Here is an 18038-nt window from a genome sequence, read left to right as displayed (position 1 = left end):
CATGCCTTTTCGCCCCTTGTCTGGAGGAGCGGCGATGGCAGCGGCGAAGCCCCGGTACGTGGTCGGCATCGACCTGGGCACCACCAACTCGGCGGTGGCCTTCAGCCCGGTGGGCAAGGTGCAGATCCAGCTCTTCCGGGTGCCGCAGCTCGTCGCCCCCGGCGAGGCGGCGCCCTTCGATCTCCTCCCGTCCGCGGTCTACCTGCCGGCGGAAGGGGAGCTGCCAGCAGGAGGCACCCGTCTCCCCTGGGGCGAAGAGCCCCCCTTCGTCGTCGGCGAATTGGCGCGGCGGCTGGGGGCGAAGGTCCCCGGACGTCTCGTCGCCTCCGCCAAATCGTGGCTCTCCCACGCCGGCGTCGACCGCACCGCGGCGATCCTGCCGTGGGGCGCGCCGGAGGGCGTCGCGAAGATCGCGCCGGTCACCGCCTCCGCCCGGATCCTCGCCCACGTCCGCGAGGCCTGGGACGCCGCCCACCCCGAGGCGCCGCTCGCGCTGCAGGAGGTGGTGCTCACCGTTCCGGCCTCGTTCGACGAGGTGGCCCGGGAGCTCACGGTGCAGGCGGCGCGGGAGGCGGGGTTCGAGCGCCTGCGTCTGCTCGAGGAGCCGCAGGCGGCGTTCTACGATTTCCTCCAGCAGAACGAGGAGGCCCTCGCCGCAGCGGTGGGGCAGGCGCGGCTCGCGCTGGTGGTGGACGTCGGCGGCGGCACCACCGACCTCACCCTGGTCAAGCTCACGCCGCAGGGGAGCGGGCCGCCGAAGATCGAGCGGATCGCCGTCGGCGAGCACCTGATGCTCGGCGGTGACAACATGGACGTCACCCTGGCCCGCCACGTGGAGTCCGCCCTCGGCGCGAAGCTCGACGCGGCGCAGTGGTCGGCGCTGGTGCAGGCCTCGCGCCTCGCCAAGGAGGCGCTCCTCGCCCCTTCGGCGCCGCCGGAATACGGCGTCGCGGCGGTGGGGCGGGGGACGAAGCTCATCGGCGGCGCGCTCACCCACAAGCTTCCGCGCGACGAAGCGGAAGGCATCCTCCTCGACGGCTTCCTGCCGCTCACCCGGATCGACGAGACGCCGCAGCGCAAAGGGCGCGCCGGTCTCACCGAGCTCGGTCTGCCCTACGCCAGCGACCCGGGGATCTCCCGCCACATCAACGGCTTCCTCCGCCGCCACGTCCAGGCGGCAGCGGAGACCGGCGTCACCATCCACGAGGGGCTGCCGCGCCCCGATGCGCTCCTGCTCAACGGCGGCGTCTTCAACGCGCCGGCGATCACCGCGCGCCTCGGCCAGGTCCTCGCCGGCTGGTTCGGCGATGCGGTGCCGCTCTTCACCCACGCCTCCCTCGATCTCGCCGTGGCCCGCGGCGCCGCCTACTACGGCCTCGTGCGGCGCGGCTTCGGCGTGAAGATCAGCGGCGGCTCGCCCCGCGCCTGGTACGTCGGCGTCGAGGGAGAGGGCGGCGCGAAGCAGGCGATCTGCGTGGTGCAGCGGGGAATGGAGGAGGGCACCGAGGCGGAGGTGCCCGGCCGCACCTTCCAGCTGGTGATCGGCAGACCGGTGACCTTCCCGCTCTATTCGTACATCGGCGATCGCCACGACACCGTCGGGGAGATCGTGCGGATCGACGACGAGCTCGAGCCCCTGCCGCCGCTCCACTCGGTGATCCGCGCCGACGCCGACGCGCCGGCGCCGAAGGCCGGGCAGGTGGTCACCGTGCCGGTGCGCCTCGGCTCGGCGCTCACCGAGATCGGCACGCTGGAGCTCTCGCTCCGCGGCGAGGCCGACAGGCGCTGGCGCCTCGAATTCTCGCTCCGCGGCGAGGAGGCCGGCGGCGGCGCTGCGGTGGCGCCGATCGATCAGCTGCCGAAGCGCTTCGAGGAGGCGAAGGGCGCCGTCGAGCTCTGCTACGGCAAGAAGGCGCAGCCGGTGGAGGCGCGGGAGATCAAGAGCCTCTGGCGCAACCTCGAGAAGATCATCGGCGACCGCAACGAGTGGTCGAGCGCGGTCAACCGCGAGCTCTGGGGAATCGTCTGGGGCGGCGCGCAGAAGCGCAGGCGCACCGCCGATCACGAGCGGGTCTGGTTCCAGCTCGCGGGCTTCTGCCTCCGGCCCGGTTTCGGCGCGCCGCTGGACGAGTGGCGGGTCGGCGAGCTCTGGAAGGTCTGGCAGCAGCACGTGCAGTACACCACCGAGAAGCAGAATTGGTCCGAGTGGTGGATCCTCTGGCGGCGTGTGGTCGGCGGCCTCACCGCCGGGCAGCAGAGGCAGATCCTCGACTTCGTGCGGCCGTGGCTCAAGCCGCCAGAGGGACGTTTCCCCCCGAAGCCCAAGGGGCCGAAGGCCGAGGGCTTCGACGAGATGCTGCGCCTCGCCGCCTCCCTCGAGCGCATCCCTGCCACCGAGAAGGTCGAGGTCGGCCGCTGGGTGCTCCACCGCCTCGAGGGGACCAACAAGTCGTGGTGGCCGCTGGGCCGCCTCGGCGCCAGGCAGCCCTTCGCCGGCTCGGCCCACGACGTGGTGCCGCCCGACGTCGCGGGCGCGTGGATCGAGCTCCTCAGCAAGCTCGACTGGAAGAAGACCGACGGCGCCTCCTTCGCCGCCGCCCAGATCGCCCGGGTCACCGGCGACCGTGGGCGCGATCTCCCGGAGGAGCTGCGGGAGCGGGTGGCGCAGCGCCTCGAGAGCGCCAACGCACCGGAAGGCTGGGTCCGCATGGTCCGCGAGCAGGTCGAGCTCTCCATGGCCGACGAGATGCGCGTCTTCGGCGACACGCTGCCCGCAGGCCTGCGCCTGGGCTGAGTGAAACAAGCGCTTCAGCGGAGCCGAAGGCGGAGCGAACGCAACCGTTCGTCACGCGCCAGCCGCGCACGGACTTTCGACGGTCGATTCGACACGAGTCTGGACCCGGCGATAGCGCTCGACCCAGCGGCATCCCGTCGGTCTGCTGATCCCGAAGACCCGGCAGAGCTCCGCCATGTTCACGCGGCCTTCGCCTTCGTCCCAGCGGCGCTCCCATTCCAGCACGAACTTCATGCGTTCCTTGCTCACGTCAGTCTCGTTCCAAGGCATCCGGCAAGTGTCACGGATGTCGTTGGGCTAGAGAATTGAAGTGTCACGCATGTCGATGGGCTACTTCGTAACGAATCTATCCGGTCTGGACCTTTGCTGACCCAGCCGGGGTCTGTTCGCAGATCGCCCGCTGTGAGAATCTATGCCCAGTCAACCGAGGGGGCGGTGATGGCGCGCGTGCAGCAGAAGAGGCGGCGGAGCCGGAAGAAGGGCCAGCAGGACCTGCCGCTGCAGGAGCGGGTCACGCACGGCGGGAAGCGCACGGGTGCGGGCCGCAAGCGCGTCGCCCCACGGCCGCAGGTGAAGCACCGCCGTCGCCCCGTACTCGGCGAGGACCACCCGGTGCTTGTCACCTGGCGGGTGCTCGATCACGTCTGGAGCATGCAGTCGAAGCGGAGCTTCCGCGTGCTCCTCCGCGCCTTCCGGCCTGCGGTGGAGCGCTTCGGCGCACGAATCACGCACGTTTCGGTGCAGGGGAACCACCTGCACCTCATCGTCGAGGCGAACGGTACGCCGGCGCTCTCGAGCGCGATGCAGGGGCTCGGGGTGCGAATCGCGAAGGGGCTCAACCGGCTGATGGGCCGCGCGGGGAAGGTCTTTGCCGATCGCTTCCACGCGCACGCCCTCGGTTCGCCCACGGAAGCGCGGAACGCCATCGACTACGTGCTCGGCAACACGCACATCCACGCCGAGCGGCAGGGGCGGCCCGTCTCGCGCTACGTGGATCGCTTCGCGGTCTCGCACGAGCAGATCGGCGACGAGACGGCCTGGTGGCGGACCTTCGACGACGGCAGCCCACCTGTGGCCACGCCGGCGAGCTGGTTGCTCGAGAAGGGCTGGCGCCGGGCACGCCCGAAGAAGACGGTGCCTGCGTTCGCCTTCCCCGCGTGACCTGGCAGCGCGCCGGTGGCGAGGCGAGATGCGAAGCGGTCGTCCGATGCACCAGCGAGCGGGCATGCGCCTCGCGCGCCGGCCGTTCCGGATCCCGGCAGAGCGTGCTACCGATCACCGATCGCCGTGCAGAAAGGTCCCGCCTCGTGAAGCTCCGCCGCACCGTCGCTCTTGCCCTCTCCCTCGCAGCGCCCCTCGCAGCCGCCGCGGAGGAGGCGCCGAAGCGCGAGCTCTGGGCAGGCCACCAGGTGGTGGTCGGGGCCCGGGACGTGCCCGTGCTCGGCGACGTGGAGACGCGCACCGACTCCTTCGTCCTCGCCGAGGTGGAGCGCGCCGCCGACGGCACGCTCAAGCTCGTCCAGCGCGCCTGCAGGGTCGCGATCGCGCCAGCAGCCGGGGTGAAGGTCTCCTTCCTCCCCGGCGCGGAGCCGAAGCTGCCGCCCGCCAGCTTCGCCCTCCAGAAGAAGGGGGATCGCTGGTACGCCGATTTCCTCTCCGGCTGGAAGGCCGAGGACGCGGACGGCGACGGCAAGCCCGGCGCGACGATGGAGGTCGACGCACCGCTCTGCTCCGGCAAGCTCTTCGTCACCTCCGACAGCAGGACGAAGCTCCGGGGCAGGGAGGAGCGGGGCGGCCTCGTCGGTGAGACCCGCGCCATCTCCGACCAGAAGACCCTCGACGCCGAGGGCGCCTGCCTCAAGATGATGGCCTCCGATACCCGCGACGCGGTGGAGGGGACCTTCGCCTACGCCCCGGTTCCCGAGGGCACGACCTGCGAGGCGCTCCTCGCCGGCACCTGGCCGGTGAAGGCGGCAGAGCCCCGCAAGCGCCGCCGCTGAGCGGCACGGCGGCGACACGAACCGGCGCGCCAGTCCGTACTCGGCCGGCAACTCCTTGCGCCGTGCCCGGGCACGTAAGCCGGCAACTCCGAAGCAGCCTGCGTGGTGTACCGCCTGTTTGAGAGCATCTAGCTCGCGGGCTTCGAGCCGAAGGCCTTTTCCGCCTCAATCACTGCCGCGCTCTGCGTCGAGACGCCGCCGCTTCCTCTCGAATGTGCCGCGGCCGGGCGCGTGCTCGTGCCCCGCGATGGAACCACGTGTCGCTCGAACCCATTGCCCAACGCTAGTTGGCCAGGCGAGGGGTCGCGGTTGACCAACCGCCGCGCCTTTCAGTAACTAACTGTGCGGAATGTCTGCTCCAGGGGTGAGTGATGACGAAAAGCTCTCTGCGAGCAGTCGGCAGCTGGCGCGCACCGTTCGAGTTCTCTGCTGAGACGGGTCCGGTTGCCGTTCCGACGCTCCGCATGGGCAGGTCGGATGCCTTCTTCGTGACCGACGGCATCGACGTCGCTCCCGTGCCCAGGCAAGAGGGATGAGGTCGACGGCCAAGCGGATCTTCGCTCTTGCCGTGCTGTCGCTGCAGCTCGCTGGCTGCAGCGACGACCCGGATGTCGATTGCAGCGGCGGTTCCTGCGAGGGCGTCTGCGGAGACGGAGTCGTTTCCGCAAGCGTGGAGGAGTGCGACGACGGCAACGAGGATGATGCCGACGCTTGCGTCCACTGCAGGCTAGCCCGGTGTGGCGATGGCACGGTACAGACCGGCGCGGAGGCGTGCGACGACGGAGAACGCAACTCCGATGCGGAAACCGGGGCGTGCCGAAGCGACTGCACGCTGCCGCAATGCGGCGACGGTGTGGTCGACCCCGGTGAATCCTGCGACGATGGAAACGCGGCCGATGACGATGGCTGCGACGCCGATTGCAGCTTCCCCGATGTGGTTCAGCTGGCTTCTGGGCTCGGCAACAATTGTGCCCTGTTCGACGCGGGCAACGTGCGTTGCTGGGGATCGAACGGATTCGGCGAGCTCGGCTACGGCCTCGAGGAGATTCTGGGCGACGATGAGCCTGCCGGCGCCTTCGGTGACGTCGATACCGGAGGCCGGGCGGTCCAACTAGCCATGGGAGGCCGCCATGCGTGCGTGTTGTTGGAGACGGGCAGCGTCCGCTGCTGGGGACGGAACCACCGGGGGCAACTCGGGCCTGGCTCAACGGATACAACCGTCGGCGACGAACCCGGTGAGATGCCGCCGCCCGAACTCCCGCTTGGCAACGGCGCCGCCACGGCGATCTTCGCCAGCCCATGGCAGAGTTGCGTCCTGCTGGATGACAGGGAGGTCCACTGCTGGGGAACACCGCCTCCCAGCCGCAACCACCGACTGGAAGTTCTCGGCCAATTCGGCGTGGTCCGTCAGCTCGCTATCGGGGATTTCCATGGCTGCGCGCTGTTCGAAGCGGGCAACGTCAAATGCTGGACCTCGACGACAACCGGATACCCCGGGTACGGCAGCATTGCTCCTGTCGCAGTGGAGGATGCAGACGACGTGAACCTCGGTGGTGCCGCCCTGCAGCTCAGTCTGGCCTACGAGCACGCTTGCGCGGTACTCGAGAACGGTTCGGTGTATTGCTGGGGTAACGGTGCAGACGGCCGGCTTGGATCTGGCAGTGTCGAGACCATCGGCGACGACGAGACACCGGCGGACGCAGGACCAGTCGAACTTGGCGAGCCGGCGGTGCAGGTCGCCGTCGGTCGTAGCCATACCTGCGCGCTGCTCGCCACCGGGAAGGTTCGCTGCTGGGGCAGACTGGCGGAAGGCCAGCTGGGCTACGGCGACATGTTTGACCGAACCGATCCGGAAGGTAGCTCGTTCGCCCTCGGCGACGAGCCCGGAGAAATGCCACCGCCGGACGTCGACATCGGCGGCAAAGCCGTCCAGCTCATCGCCGGTTTCGACCATACTTGTGCCCTGCTCGAGCACGGCGGCGTTCGCTGCTGGGGAGGTGGGGACTACCAATACGTCCTCGGATATGGCCAGGACGTAAGCCTCGGCGAGCCTCCAACCAATGCCGGCGACGTGCCGCTCTACCCCCAGCCGTCGCCGTGAAAGCGGAAGCCCCGCAGGCGCCGCCGTTAGGCAGGGCGCCGGGGCAGCGCGATCGAGAAGCAGGTCGCGTTCTCGTCCGAGCGCACCGCGATGGTGCCGCCGTGGGCGCGGACGATCTCCGAGACGATGTAGAGCCCGAGGCCCAGGCCCTCGCGCCCCTGCGCCTGCGCTCCCTGGCGGAAGGGCTCGAAGAGGTGCGGCTGCTCCTCTGCCGGAATCGGCTTGCCGCCGTTCGTCATCTCGATAGAGACGCTCGCCTCACCGGCGTGCACGGCGAGCGAGTAGGGCGGCGCCCCGTGGCGGTGCGCGTTGCTGAGCAGGTTGCCGATCAGCTGGCAGAGGCGCGTCTCGTCCCAGGCGCCGGTCGCGTCGCCGCTGCAGGTGAGCTGCACGGGCTCGCCGCCGGCGAGAAGCGCGTGCTCCTCCACCATCACCGCCGCGATCGCCGCAGGATCGGCCTGCCGGCGGGTGAGGGGGATGGCCGCGCCGCCGAGGTTGCCGCGCGCGAAGTCGATCAGATCGGAGATCATCGCGTCCATGCGCAGGGCAGCTGCCTCGATCCGCCCCGCTGCCCTGGCGATCTGCGTGGGGTCGTCCGTCCTGCTCGCGAGGAGGGCGGCGGAGATCCGGATCGCGCCGCGGGGATTGCGCAGATCGTGGCCCAGCACGCCGAGCAGCATCGAGCGCGCCCGCTCGCTCCGGCGCTGCTCGGTGACGTCCTGCACCAGCGCCGCGATCCCGATCACCTCGTCGCCGACCCGCGCCGGGTACCAATGCTCCACCCAGTGGCGGCGCTGCCGCGGGGCTGCCGGCGTCGCGCCCTCCACCTCCAGACCCACGAGCGGCTTCCCCGACGCCATCACCTGCCGGGCGAGGCGTTCGATCGGCTCGGTCGGGATCTCGGGCAGCACCTCGCGCAGCGATCGCCCGAGGTGCTCCTGCGCCGGGAGGCCGTTGATCGACGCCAGCGCCTCGTTGACCACGCGGTAGCGGAGCTCACGGTCGAGGAAAGCGATGCCGATCGGCGCGTCGCGCACGATCGTCTCGAGGATCGCTTCCGTCTCCCGCGCCTGCCGCAGCAGATCGGCCGCGTCCTCGTCCGCAACACCCGGAGACCGCGCCTCGGCCTCGACGTCCGGGCACACCGCCCCCACGTCCAACCCGGAAAAGGATGCGTCCACGCGAGCCCCCCTTGCTCCTCGTCAACGCCTGCCCGGGATGGTTGCTCACTGCCTCGCGCCCGGACCACGCACTGCGGTCCGGGCTGCCCGTTGTGGTCTGCCCGGGCCGCGGGAGGGTATAGGTCGGCGCCTCCCGGAGCGCGCCATGCTGACCACGTCCGCCCTCTTCCTCGCCGCAGCGGTGATCGCGGTGCCGATCTTCAAGCGGATCGGCCTCGGCACCGTTCTCGGCTACCTGGCCGCAGGCGCCCTGATCGGTCCAGCCGGCCTCGGCCTCGTCCAGGAGGTCGAGGAGACCCTCCACTTCGCCGAGTTCGGCGTGGTGCTCCTCCTCTTCCTCATCGGCCTCGAGCTCGAGCCCGCGCGCCTGTGGCAGATGCGCCGCCTCGTCTTCGGCATCGGCGCGGCGCAGGTCGGGATCACCGCGGCGCTCGTCGCCGCCATCGCCTGGACCTTCGGCCTCGCCCCGTGGGTGGCGGTGGTGGCGGGCCTGGGCCTCTCGCTCTCCTCCACCGCCTTCGTGCTCCAGCTCCTCGGCGAGCGGAACGAGCTGGCCACCGGCCACGGCCGCGCCGCCTTCGGCGTGCTCCTCTTCCAGGACCTCGCCGCGATCCCGATGCTGGCGCTGGTGCCGCTCCTCGGCACGGCGCGCAGCGAGGGCGGCCAACCGGTGCTGCTCCGCCTCGCCCTCATCCTGGGCGCGCTGGCCCTGGTCGTGATCGCGGGGCGCTGGCTCCTCGGGCCGATCTTCCGCATCGTCGCCTCGACGAGGAGCCGCGAGATCTCCACCGCCACGGCGCTCCTCGTGGTGATCGGGACCGCGCTCCTCATGCAGGCCGTGGGGCTCTCCGCCGCCCTCGGCGCCTTCCTCGCCGGCGTGCTCCTCGCCCACTCCGAATACCGGCACGAGCTCGAGGCGAACATCGAGCCCTTCAAGGGCCTCTTCCTCGGCCTCTTCTTCATCGCCGTGGGGATGAGCGCCAACCTCGCCCTGGCGATCGAGCGGCCGCTCCTGGTGCTCGGCCTCGTTCTCGGCCTCGTCGCCCTGAAGCTCGGCGTCGTCTTCGTGCTCGGCCGCCTCCTGACCGAACGCGATCGCCCCACCTGCGTCGCCTTCGCCATGGCGCTCTCGCAGGGGGGCGAGTTCGCCTTCGTGATCTTCGCCCTCGCCACGGTCTCCGGGGTCTTCGAGCCTTCGCTGGCGCAGCTGCTCGTGGTGGTGGTCACCGGATCGATGGTCACCACGCCCCTCCTCTTCGCCCTCCGCGACAAGTGGCTGGCGCTCCGCCGGGACAGGGGCGACGGCCGGCCCTTCGACACCATCGAGGAGCCGGGGGCGGTGATCATCGCGGGCTACGGCCGCTTCGGGCAGATCGTCTCCCGCGTCCTGCGGACCCGCCGGGTCCACTTCACCGCGCTGGAGGCGAGCCCGGCGCAGATCGACTTCGTGCGGCGCTACGGCAACCGCATCCACTACGGCGACGCCTCGCGGGTGGACCTGCTCCGGGCCGCAGGCGCCGAGAAGGCGCTGGCCTTCGTGCTCGCCATCGACGATCCGGAGGCCTCGATGCGGACCGCGGAGGTGGTGCGCCGCCACTTCCCGCGCTTGCCGATCGTGGCCCGGGCGCGGAACCGCGACCACGCCATGGCCCTGATGGCCCTGGGGGTGGAGCACGTGGTCCGCGAGACCTACGCCTCGAGCCTCGAGGCGGCGCAGGCCACGCTGGAGACGGTGGGCTTCGGCTGCCCGGAGGCGCGGGAGGCGGTGCGCCGCTTCCGGACCCACGACGAGCAGCTCCTCGAGGAGCAGTACGGGCTCCGGGGCAACCCCGAGGCGCTGGTCGCCAGCGCCAAGCGGGCAGCGGCGCAGCTCGAACGGCTCTTCGAGCAGGACCGGGACGCAGGCTGACGTCCGGAGGGCCTTCCGGCGGGGGCTTTGCAGGGCCGCGGGCTCGGGGGAAATGCCCAGTGGTAGCGGCTGTTTCACGCAGTCGATTGATCTCCCCGCCGTTTGATCGTATCTGCGCGCGCTGTTTCCCTACGGACGACACAGTGCACAGGAGTTGCCTCCGTTGACCAACGCCGCTCCCCGCAAGTGGACCCTTGCCGACTCCGCCGAGACCTACGAGATCCGCACCTGGGGCAATCCCTACTTCGGCGTGAACGAAAAGGGCCACGTCGCGGTGCATCCCGACGGTCCGAACGGTCCCTCCGCCGACCTCAAGGATCTCGTGGACGAGGTGAAGAAGCGGGGCATCGGCCTGCCGCTGCTCATCCGCTTCACCGACATCCTCCGCAAGCGCGTGGTCGAGCTGAACGAGGCTTTCGGCCGCGCCATCACGGAGTACGGCTACGCGGGCAGCTACCGCGGCGTCTATCCGATCAAGGTGAACCAGATCTCGAGCGTCGTCGCCGAGATCCTCCGCGCCGGCCGCCCCTACCACTACGGCCTCGAGGCCGGCTCCAAGCCCGAGCTGCTCGCGGTGATGGCGCTCCTCGACAACCCCGAGGCGCTGATCATCTGCAATGGCTACAAGGACGAGGAGTACGTCGAGTCGGCGCTCCTCGCCTCGAAGCTCGACCGCAAGGTGATCCTCGTGGTCGAGAAGCTCTCCGAGCTGCCGCTCATCGCCGCGGTCTCGAAGAAGCTCGGGGTGCGCCCGCGGATCGGCATCCGGGTGAAGCTCTCCTCCCGTGGCTCGGGCCGCTGGGAAGCCTCCGGCGGCGATCGCTCCAAATTCGGCCTCTCCTCCTCGGAGATCCTCGAGGCGATGGCCTTCATGCGGGAGCGGGGCCTGCTCGACTGCTTCGAGCTCCTCCACTTCCACCTCGGCTCGCAGATCAGCGCGATCCGCTCCTTCAAGAACGCGCTCCGCGAGGCGGGCCGCTTCTACGTGGAGCTGGCCAAGGCGGGCGCCGAGCTCAAGTACTTCGACGTGGGCGGCGGCCTCGGCGTCGACTACGATGGCTCGCAGACCAACTTCTCCTCGTCGATGAACTACACGATGCAGGAGTACGCCAACGACATCGTCTACTCGCTCAAGGAGGTCTGCGAGGCGGAGGGTGTCCCGGCGCCGAGCATCGTCTCCGAGTCCGGCCGCGCCATCGTCGCGCACCACGCGGTGCTCGTGGTCGACGTGCTCGGCACCCTGGAGTTCGAGAACAAGCCGGTGCCCGAGTCGCTCCCCGAGGAGACGTCGCCGGTGGTGAAGAACCTCCACGCGACCTTCAAGGAAGTGACCCGCAAGAACCTCCTCGAGGCCTACCACGACGCGGTGGACTTCAAGGAGGAGAGCCTGCAGCTCTTCTCGCTGGGCCACCTGCCCCTCGATCAGCGCGTGCTCGCCGAGAACATCTACTGGAGCCTCTGCCACAAGATCCAGCGGCTGGCGAAGGAGCTCGACGACGTGCCCGAGGAGCTCGAGCACCTCGAGAAGACCCTCTCGGACACCTACTTCTGCAACTTCTCCGTCTTCCAGTCGCTCCCCGACTCGTGGGCGATCGATCACCTCTTCCCGGTGATGCCGATCCACCGCCTGAACGAGGAGCCGACCCGCCGCGCCGTCCTCGCGGACATCACCTGTGACTCCGACGGCAAGATCGAGCACTTCATCGATCGCCGCGACGTGAAGGACGTGCTCGAGCTCCACGGGGTGAACGGCGAGGACTACCACATCGGCATCTTCCTGGTCGGCGCCTACCAGGAGATCCTGGGCGACCTCCACAACCTCTTCGGCGACACCAACGACGTGCAGGTCTCCTTGGGCGAGAGCGGCTACGTGATCGATCACGTGGAGCCCGGCGACACCGTGACCGAGGTCCTCAAGTACGTGAGCTACAGCAAGGAGGACCTCGTGGCGAAGCTGCGCAGGTCCACCGAGCTCGCGCTCCGCACCGGCAAGCTCACCCTCGAGGAGTCGCGCTACCTGCTCCGTTCGTACGAGGAAGGTCTCGCCGGCTACACCTATCTGGAGCGCGACTGACCGTCGTCCGCTAGACTTGGGGACGTTCAGGAGGGCTGCCCGCGAGGGCGGCCCTTCTTCATGGGGCCAAAGCGTGCCCTCCAGGAGCAACGAGCTTGGAAATGCCTCTCTGCGGCCTGTACCGCACCACCGCGCCGATCGGTCCCGTCCCCGCCGGACGGCTGGTCTACTTCCACAACCACGGCAATCCCGGCCCCGGCATCTATACGCCCACCGGCTGGAAGAAGAACCGGGCCACCTTCTCCGAGCAGGGCGTGACCCTGCCGAACCCCGAGGCGGCGCAGGGCTTGAAGCCACTGCTCGCCGAGGGGCTCTACCGGGTGGAGGAGTCCTTCACCTGCTGCGACAAGAATTGCCGCACCTTCGAGAAGGATCTCCTGGTGCAGCTCGGCTACGACGGCCAGGCCCGTCCGATCCTCTTCGTCCCGCAGTGGAAGGAGGAGGGCCTCGACATTCCCGAGCGCGGCCAGCTCGTGGACGACGTCCGCCTCGCCCGCCTCGAGTACCTCGTGGTTCCCGAGGGCCGCACCACCGGCGCCACCCACCTGCACTGAAGGTAGCGCCCTCCACGCCGAGGCCCGTCCGCCGCCTCCGGTGGACGGGCGTCTGCGTTGACGTAGGTCCCGGTCCTAGCTAGCGTTCATCTGTCGCATGTAGCCCGTTGCATGAAACCACGCCGTGGTTCCTGGGCCTTGGAGAGCCTGGAAGCGGCGCGGAAGAGCAAACGGGTGCGACTGATCGAGGAAGCGCCGGGGCAAAGCCGGCGCCTGTGCTGCATGGGCAAGAGGCTCTATTGCGGGAATCTGCCGTTCTCCGCTACCGCCGAAGACATTCGGGCGGTGTTCGCCGAGGGCGGCAGAACGGTTACGGACGTCCACATCGTCACCGATCGGGAGACGGGTCGCTCGCGCGGCTTCGCCTTCGTGGAGCTCGGCTCCGATTCGGAGGCGGAAGAGGCGATCGCCGCGGTCAACGGCCGGATGTACGGCGGTCGCGGGCTGGCGGTGAAGGAAGCGCTGGAACGGGCGCCGAGACCCGGCGGCGGTGGCCCCGGCTTCGGTGGTCCGCCCCGCGGTCCCAGGCCCGATCGGCCGGGCTTCGGCGGTCCCCGTGGCCCAGGGGGTCCCGGTGGTTTCGGCGGCGGTCCTCGGGGGCCCGGCGCGGGCCCGCGCGGACCTGGCGGCCCCGGCCCGCGAGGCCCCGGTGGCCCGGGTGGCTTCGGCGGCCCGGATCGCGGCGGCTTCGGTGGCGGCTACGGCCGTGACCGCGGCGGCTTCGGTGGTGGCGGGTACGGCGGTGGATACGGCGGTGGTTTCCCGCCCGAGCCCCCGATGCCCGAGCCGGACTACGCCGCTGCACCGCCGCAGGATTGGTCCGAGCCGCCGCCGGAGGGGTACACGGCCCCCGAGGACGTCGACTACCGGGAGCGCGGCGACCGCGGCAAGCGCGGTCGTGATCGCCGGGGTGGTCGGCGTCGTGGCGGGGACGATTTCGGCGGCCCGGAGTGGTAGCCGGCTCCCGATGACGAGCCGATGGAAGGGCGGGTTCCGTACGGGGCCCGCCCTTTCTCGTGGCCGTCGCCAGACAGGCTCAGGAACGACGAAGGCGGGCACCGGGCCCGCCTTCGTGCCGCCGGCGCGTGGTCGGTTACTGCTGCGCCCTGGCCGGGATCACGTTCCCCGCTGCAGGCGTCGGCGCCGGCGTGGTGGCCACCAGCGGCCTGCCTGCCAGCACGTCGTCCAGCTCGGCGACCGTCGCGTCGAAGGCGGCCTTCGCGCCCGCGGGCAGCGAGACCCGGTAGGTGTCGTGGAGGTCGAAGGGATCGAGCACCTTCTTGCCGGCCATCACCTGGTAGTGGAGGTGCGGCGCGGTGGAGCGGCCGGTGTTGCCGGCCTTGGCCACCACCTGGCCCTTGCGGACGCGGCTGCCGGCCTTGAGCGACTTCTCCACCGAGTCGAGGTGGAGGAAGATCACGCTCCGACCCTTGCCGTCGCGGACCTCGAGGGAGCCGCCGTTGTAGCGGTAGTTCCAGTTCTTGCGGACCACCGTGCCGTCCCACGGCATCTTCACGGCGGTGCCCACCGGCGCCTTGAAGTCGACGCCCTTGTGGCCGCGGCCGTCCTTGAGCAGCGAGGTGATCTGCTCGTATTCGTCGATGGGGCCGTTCTCGAGGCGCTCCTCGATCTCGCGGCCCGCCTCGTCGAAGTAGCGGGCGAAGGGGCTGCCCTCGGGCTGGAAGCGGTAGGCGCGCTTCTCCACGTTGCCGAGCTTGCCGGCCTTGAACCGCAGCGCGTGGACCATCGGCTCCTCGCCCGCGGGCAGCGAGTAGAGCACCTCGAGCTGGTCGCCGGGGCGGAGGTCGCGGCTTGGGCTGAGCCACCAGACGAGGAGGCGGCTCGAGACCAGCGCCAGGGGATCGCCGACGTCGGCGCCGATCACCTGGTTGATGCTCTGGGTGAGGGAGCCGTGGATCTCGACGGAGATCCGGCGCAGGCCGTCGGTGCCGGGGAGGACGTCGCCCATCGCCACCTCGGTGGGAACGAGGGGCGGTGGCGGCTCCACCACCGCGGCGACGCCGGGGGCGCCGGCGGCGCCGCCACCTGCACCACCGCCTGCGCCTTCCGCGACGGCTGCAGGATCGGCGGGCCCGGCGGAGAAGCGGCCGAGCACGAAGGCGCCGCCAGCGAGGGCGAGCAGGGCGATGACGAGAAGGGGCAGGGTGAGCGGGTTCTTGCGCCGCGGGTTGAGCAGGTCGTCCGAGATGGGCACGGGTGAGGCTCCTCCGATGGTGGCGGAGGATGCCTTCCCTTTCCCCGCCCTGCAACGAAGCGAGGGCCGGTGGCTCGCTCGGCCGGTGGAGAACCGGCAGCCCCCGGTCGCCGAGGGACTTGCGCCCCATGCCGCTTGGTGGCACCGATCGGCCATGCACACCCGCGTTTTCGGTGCCCTCGGTCTCGCTGCAGCAGCCCTCGTCGCCCCGCGCCCCGCAGCGGCAGACGACGTCTCCGTGGAGCTGATCGGCAAGGCGCTCCATGGCCAGACCCGCCCCGGCCTCGTGCTCTACGCCAACAAGGCGATCGTCTCCGCGAAGGCGACCCTCACCGGCGCCGACGGCAAGCCGCTGCAGCTCTCCGCCGGCAGGATCCCGCCGGGCTCGAAGAAGGAGCTCCTCTTCGACGCGCCGGTGGGCACCCACCGCTACGAGGGGAAGCTCGCGGTCGAGTTCATCGACGGCACCGGCGGCGAGATGCCGCTCGCCTTCGAGGTCTTCGTCTCCGACGGCGTGCGGGTCGAGGTGGACGAGCGCCGCCTCGACCTGAAGACCGGGAAGCTGGGCTTCACCTTCACGGGCAACGCCAGCAAATGCGAATACGACGTCGTCTTCGACGGCAAGCCGCAGCGCCACGGCTGGGTACGCTTCGCCGGCGAGGCGCCGGGCACGCCCCTCGAGCTCTCCTGGCCCACCCACGGCGAGGACGACACCGTGCTGCGGATCCAGCTCACCTGCCACGACGCCGACGGCTTCTTCTCGCCGACCGTGGAGCTCTTCCCCTGGCAGATCGACATTCCCCACGAGGACGTGATCTTCGCCAGCGGCAGGTGGGAGATCGCCGCGGCGGAGGCGAAGAAGCTCGACGCGGCGCAGGTGGAGATCCGCAAGGTGCTGCGGCGCTACCAGCAGGCGCTCAAGCTCGGGAACCAGAAAATCGGCCTCTACGTCGTCGGCCACACCGACACGGTGGGCGACGAGGCCTCCAACCGCACCCTCTCGTTCAACCGCGCCCGGGCGATCGCCGGCTACTTCCGCAAGCAGGGGCTGTCGCTGCCGATCTGGTACGCAGGCGCAGGCGAGGGGGCGCTGGCGGTCGACACGCCCGACGAGACCGACGAGCCGCGCAACCGGCGCGCCGAGTACATCGTCACGGTGAATCCGCCTTCGCAGGTGAAGTGGACGAAGCTCTGATCCGGGTGTCGGGTGCGCGGGATCCGATTTGCACACCCGCGGCTTCTACCTCGTCGCCCGTCCCCGTCGCCTGGGATGCACGGAAGAGATTGCTGCCAATGGCTCGCGCCGCTTACAGATGCGAAGCCGGGTCCTGCGGTTGCGTGTGAAGCAGCAGCCGGGAGCTCACGACCCGCGCCCCGCAATAATCGAAGATGCCGTGCTCGATCTGCGTCTTCATCGCGGCGGAATAGCCGTGTCGCACATACGTTCGTTCGTCGCTGCCCCCGATGCCGACGAGGTGGACTTCGAGGCGCTGAAGTTTCTTTACCAAACCGGTTGCAGGGCTGTAGTCGTACGCCCAGCGGTTGGCGAAGACGCGATCGATCCACCCCTTGAGCAGGCCCGGCATCGACCACCAATAGACCGGATAGACCAGCACCAGCGCATCAGCCCGATCGATTCGCGCTTGCTCGCGCACGACATCCTCGGGAGGCGGCCCTACCCTGTCGTGAACGGCGTGGTCGGCGCGGGTGAATCTCGGATCGAACGCTTCTGCTGCAAGATCGGCGATCTCGAAGCTGTGATCGGGATCGGCCACGGCGATGCCTTCGCCGACCCGTGCGGCTACGCTGTGGGTGAACGACGCGGGATTGGGATGAGCGACAACGATCAACGCATGCATCGGATCGTCCGTTGCTGGATGGGATGAAAGAAGAAGGCCACGAGGGAACCTACTGGACGTATATACATTTCGTATATACTTTAAGTAGGCTACGGTCGGTATATTGGCATGTCAAGCCCAAATGAGAGCGCGGCCCCGCGGCGCCGCTTGTCACGGCCGGAGCGCTATCGCCAGCTGCTCGATACCGCATGGCAACTGGTCCGCGACGAGGGGACGGAGGCCTTGACGCTGGGGCGGCTCGCCGAACGCTCGGGGGTCGCAAAGCCGGTGGTCTACGACCATTTCGGTACGCGCCCTGCGCTGTTGGCGGCCCTCTATGCGGAATTCGATGCGCGCCAGACCGCAGCCATGGACGCCACGCTGCAGACGGGCGAAGCCACCCTGGCGAGCAGGGCTGCCGCGATTGCGGCGGCGTACGTCGATTGCGTCCTGGTGCAGGGCCGCGAGATTCCGGACGTCATCGCGGCGCTGGCCAGCACACCGGAGCTGGAAAAGCTCAAATGCGAATCGCAGGCAGCCTTCCTGGAGAAATGCCGGATCGCGCTCGCCCCATTCGCAGGGAACGACGCCCTCGCCCCAGCCGCCCTTCGGGCCATGCTTGGCGCGGCTGAGGCTCTGTCCCATGCAGCGGCGACCGGGGAGATCACGGCCGAACAGGCGAAGGACGAGCTCTACGAAATCATCGTGTCGATGGTTGCACGATGCGCCGATGGCGCCACGCGCCGTCGCCCTGGATAGCTCGGAGCAGGTGGATCGCCTGCCGAGCAACGCCGCCGTCCAGCCCCTGAAGCTCGTCAACCGGCGTGCGAGGGGCGGTGCTCGGGCCCCGGGGCTGCAGGCCCGGCGCGCCGGCGGGCCTGCACGGCGGCCGCGCGCCACTGCCGCTGCAGCATCCGCCTGCAGAGCCGGGACTGGAGGCCGAGGAGCGCGCCGAAGAGCAGGTATTCGACGACCGAGGGCGCCATCGGACCCCGCCAGAGCTCCGGCGCGGCCAGTGGCAGCACGAGCCAGCCGAGGAGCCAGAGGCCCACGGCGAGGAGCAGGCCCCGCAGGGAGAGCTCGAGGCCGGAGCGGACGCCGCTGCGCCAGCCGAAGAAGCCGCCGACCAGCGTGGCTGCGCCCAGGTGGAGCAGCAGCCCGGCGAGCGGCTCCCGCGAGCCGACCAGCGCCGCCCGCGCCACCAGGCCCGCCTCCGCCGGCAGGCCGAGGAGGACCGCCCTGGGCAGGAGCAGGAGCACGGTGGCGACGCCGCCGACCAGCCCCGCCAGCGCCCCGCCGATGGCGGCGGTGCGCCCGAACTCCAGGCGATCGAGCAAGGGTGGCCGGTGGGAAGCCATACTTCACCACGATG

The 18038-nt window shown here is 70.1% G+C and carries 15 protein-coding genes; 10 read left to right on the top strand and 5 right to left on the bottom strand.

The genetic code is table 11. The features are described 5' to 3' along the window. Positions 1-34: 34 nt before the first annotated feature. Positions 35-2794, top strand: coding sequence for an Hsp70 family protein (locus ACESMR_RS05285; protein ID WP_373045690.1), 2760 nt, complete (start codon positions 35-37; stop codon positions 2792-2794). A gap of 51 nt (positions 2795-2845) precedes the next feature. On the opposite strand, the gene ACESMR_RS05280 is transcribed toward ACESMR_RS05285, so the two are convergent. After that, on the bottom strand, positions 2846-3043 hold the full coding sequence (locus ACESMR_RS05280) for a helix-turn-helix domain-containing protein (protein ID WP_373045688.1): 198 nt from the start codon (positions 3041-3043) through the stop codon (positions 2846-2848). 189 nt (positions 3044-3232) lie between these two features. Here ACESMR_RS05280 and ACESMR_RS05275 point away from each other — a divergent pair, with 189 nt between their 5' ends. The 3 genes from ACESMR_RS05275 to ACESMR_RS05265 all read left to right on the top strand — a co-directional run bounded on the left by ACESMR_RS05275 (position 3233) and on the right by ACESMR_RS05265 (position 6895). Beyond that, positions 3233-3955: a transposase gene (locus tag ACESMR_RS05275; protein ID WP_373045686.1), complete on the top strand. Its 723-nt coding sequence runs from the start codon at positions 3233-3235 to the stop codon at positions 3953-3955. A 146-nt stretch (positions 3956-4101) separates the two neighbouring features. Next, positions 4102-4794, top strand: coding sequence for a hypothetical protein (locus tag ACESMR_RS05270; RefSeq protein WP_373045685.1), 693 nt, complete (start codon positions 4102-4104; stop codon positions 4792-4794). 532 nt (positions 4795-5326) lie between these two features. Further along, positions 5327-6895, top strand: a complete 1569-nt coding sequence (locus ACESMR_RS05265) for a DUF4215 domain-containing protein (RefSeq protein ID WP_373045683.1) — start codon at positions 5327-5329, stop codon at positions 6893-6895. Between the two features lie 26 nt (positions 6896-6921). Here ACESMR_RS05265 and ACESMR_RS05260 read toward each other — a convergent pair whose 3' ends face one another. Next, on the bottom strand, positions 6922-8076 hold the full coding sequence (locus tag ACESMR_RS05260; protein WP_373045681.1) for an ATP-binding protein: 1155 nt from the start codon (positions 8074-8076) through the stop codon (positions 6922-6924). A 145-nt stretch (positions 8077-8221) separates the two neighbouring features. On the opposite strand from ACESMR_RS05260, the gene ACESMR_RS05255 reads away from it, so the two are divergent. From ACESMR_RS05255 to ACESMR_RS05240, 4 genes are all read left to right on the top strand, one after another. Next, a complete protein-coding gene (locus tag ACESMR_RS05255) occupies positions 8222-9985 on the top strand; it encodes a monovalent cation:proton antiporter-2 (CPA2) family protein (protein WP_373045678.1) in 1764 nt (587 codons plus the stop codon). A 154-nt stretch (positions 9986-10139) separates the two neighbouring features. Next, entirely contained in the window at positions 10140-12059 is a 1920-nt protein-coding gene (speA, locus tag ACESMR_RS05250; protein WP_373045676.1) for a biosynthetic arginine decarboxylase, read from the top strand. A gap of 101 nt (positions 12060-12160) precedes the next feature. After that, positions 12161-12613, top strand: a complete 453-nt coding sequence (locus ACESMR_RS05245; protein WP_373046414.1) for a hypothetical protein — start codon at positions 12161-12163, stop codon at positions 12611-12613. 222 nt (positions 12614-12835) lie between these two features. After that, entirely contained in the window at positions 12836-13570 is a 735-nt protein-coding gene (locus ACESMR_RS05240; protein WP_373045673.1) for an RNA recognition motif domain-containing protein, read from the top strand. Positions 13571-13706: 136 nt separating this feature from the next. Here ACESMR_RS05240 and ACESMR_RS05235 read toward each other — a convergent pair whose 3' ends face one another. After that, positions 13707-14828: a M23 family metallopeptidase gene (locus ACESMR_RS05235; protein ID WP_373045671.1), complete on the bottom strand. Its 1122-nt coding sequence runs from the start codon at positions 14826-14828 to the stop codon at positions 13707-13709. A 154-nt stretch (positions 14829-14982) separates the two neighbouring features. On the opposite strand from ACESMR_RS05235, the gene ACESMR_RS05230 reads away from it, so the two are divergent. Then, positions 14983-16023, top strand: coding sequence for an OmpA family protein (locus ACESMR_RS05230; protein WP_373045669.1), 1041 nt, complete (start codon positions 14983-14985; stop codon positions 16021-16023). Positions 16024-16135: 112 nt separating this feature from the next. Here ACESMR_RS05230 and ACESMR_RS05225 read toward each other — a convergent pair whose 3' ends face one another. After that, a complete protein-coding gene (locus ACESMR_RS05225) occupies positions 16136-16687 on the bottom strand; it encodes an NAD(P)H-dependent oxidoreductase (RefSeq protein ID WP_373045668.1) in 552 nt (183 codons plus the stop codon). Between the two features lie 147 nt (positions 16688-16834). Here ACESMR_RS05225 and ACESMR_RS05220 point away from each other — a divergent pair, with 147 nt between their 5' ends. Next, positions 16835-17425 (top strand): TetR/AcrR family transcriptional regulator, encoded by a 591-nt coding sequence (locus tag ACESMR_RS05220; RefSeq protein ID WP_373045666.1) that lies wholly within the window; start codon positions 16835-16837, stop codon positions 17423-17425. A gap of 56 nt (positions 17426-17481) precedes the next feature. On the opposite strand, the gene ACESMR_RS05215 is transcribed toward ACESMR_RS05220, so the two are convergent. Then, a complete protein-coding gene (locus ACESMR_RS05215; RefSeq protein ID WP_373045664.1) occupies positions 17482-18003 on the bottom strand; it encodes a hypothetical protein in 522 nt (173 codons plus the stop codon). Between the last annotated feature and the right edge of the window lie 35 nt (positions 18004-18038).

Origin of the sequence: Vulgatibacter sp., assembly GCF_041687135.1 — a bacterium.
Taxonomy (GTDB): domain Bacteria; phylum Myxococcota; class Myxococcia; order Myxococcales; family Vulgatibacteraceae; genus JAWLCN01.
The sequence above is the reverse complement of the archived record's forward strand: the minus strand, read 5'-3'. Positions and strand labels throughout refer to the sequence as shown.

Bases quoted from the DNA above. Each gene is read 5' to 3' on its own strand.
- ACESMR_RS05285 (WP_373045690.1), top strand. From the start codon at position 35: ATGGCAGCGGCGAAGCCCCGGTACGTGGTCGGCATCGACCTGGGCACC.
- ACESMR_RS05275 (WP_373045686.1), top strand. From the start codon at position 3,233: ATGGCGCGCGTGCAGCAGAAGAGGCGGCGGAGCCGGAAGAAGGGCCAG.
- ACESMR_RS05265 (WP_373045683.1), top strand. From the start codon at position 5,327: ATGAGGTCGACGGCCAAGCGGATCTTCGCTCTTGCCGTGCTGTCGCTG.
- ACESMR_RS05255 (WP_373045678.1), top strand. From the start codon at position 8,222: ATGCTGACCACGTCCGCCCTCTTCCTCGCCGCAGCGGTGATCGCGGTG.
- ACESMR_RS05245 (WP_373046414.1), top strand. From the start codon at position 12,161: ATGCCTCTCTGCGGCCTGTACCGCACCACCGCGCCGATCGGTCCCGTC.
- ACESMR_RS05240 (WP_373045673.1), top strand. From the start codon at position 12,836: ATGGGCAAGAGGCTCTATTGCGGGAATCTGCCGTTCTCCGCTACCGCC.
- ACESMR_RS05230 (WP_373045669.1), top strand. From the start codon at position 14,983: ATGCACACCCGCGTTTTCGGTGCCCTCGGTCTCGCTGCAGCAGCCCTC.
- ACESMR_RS05225 (WP_373045668.1), bottom strand. From the start codon at position 16,687: ATGCATGCGTTGATCGTTGTCGCTCATCCCAATCCCGCGTCGTTCACC.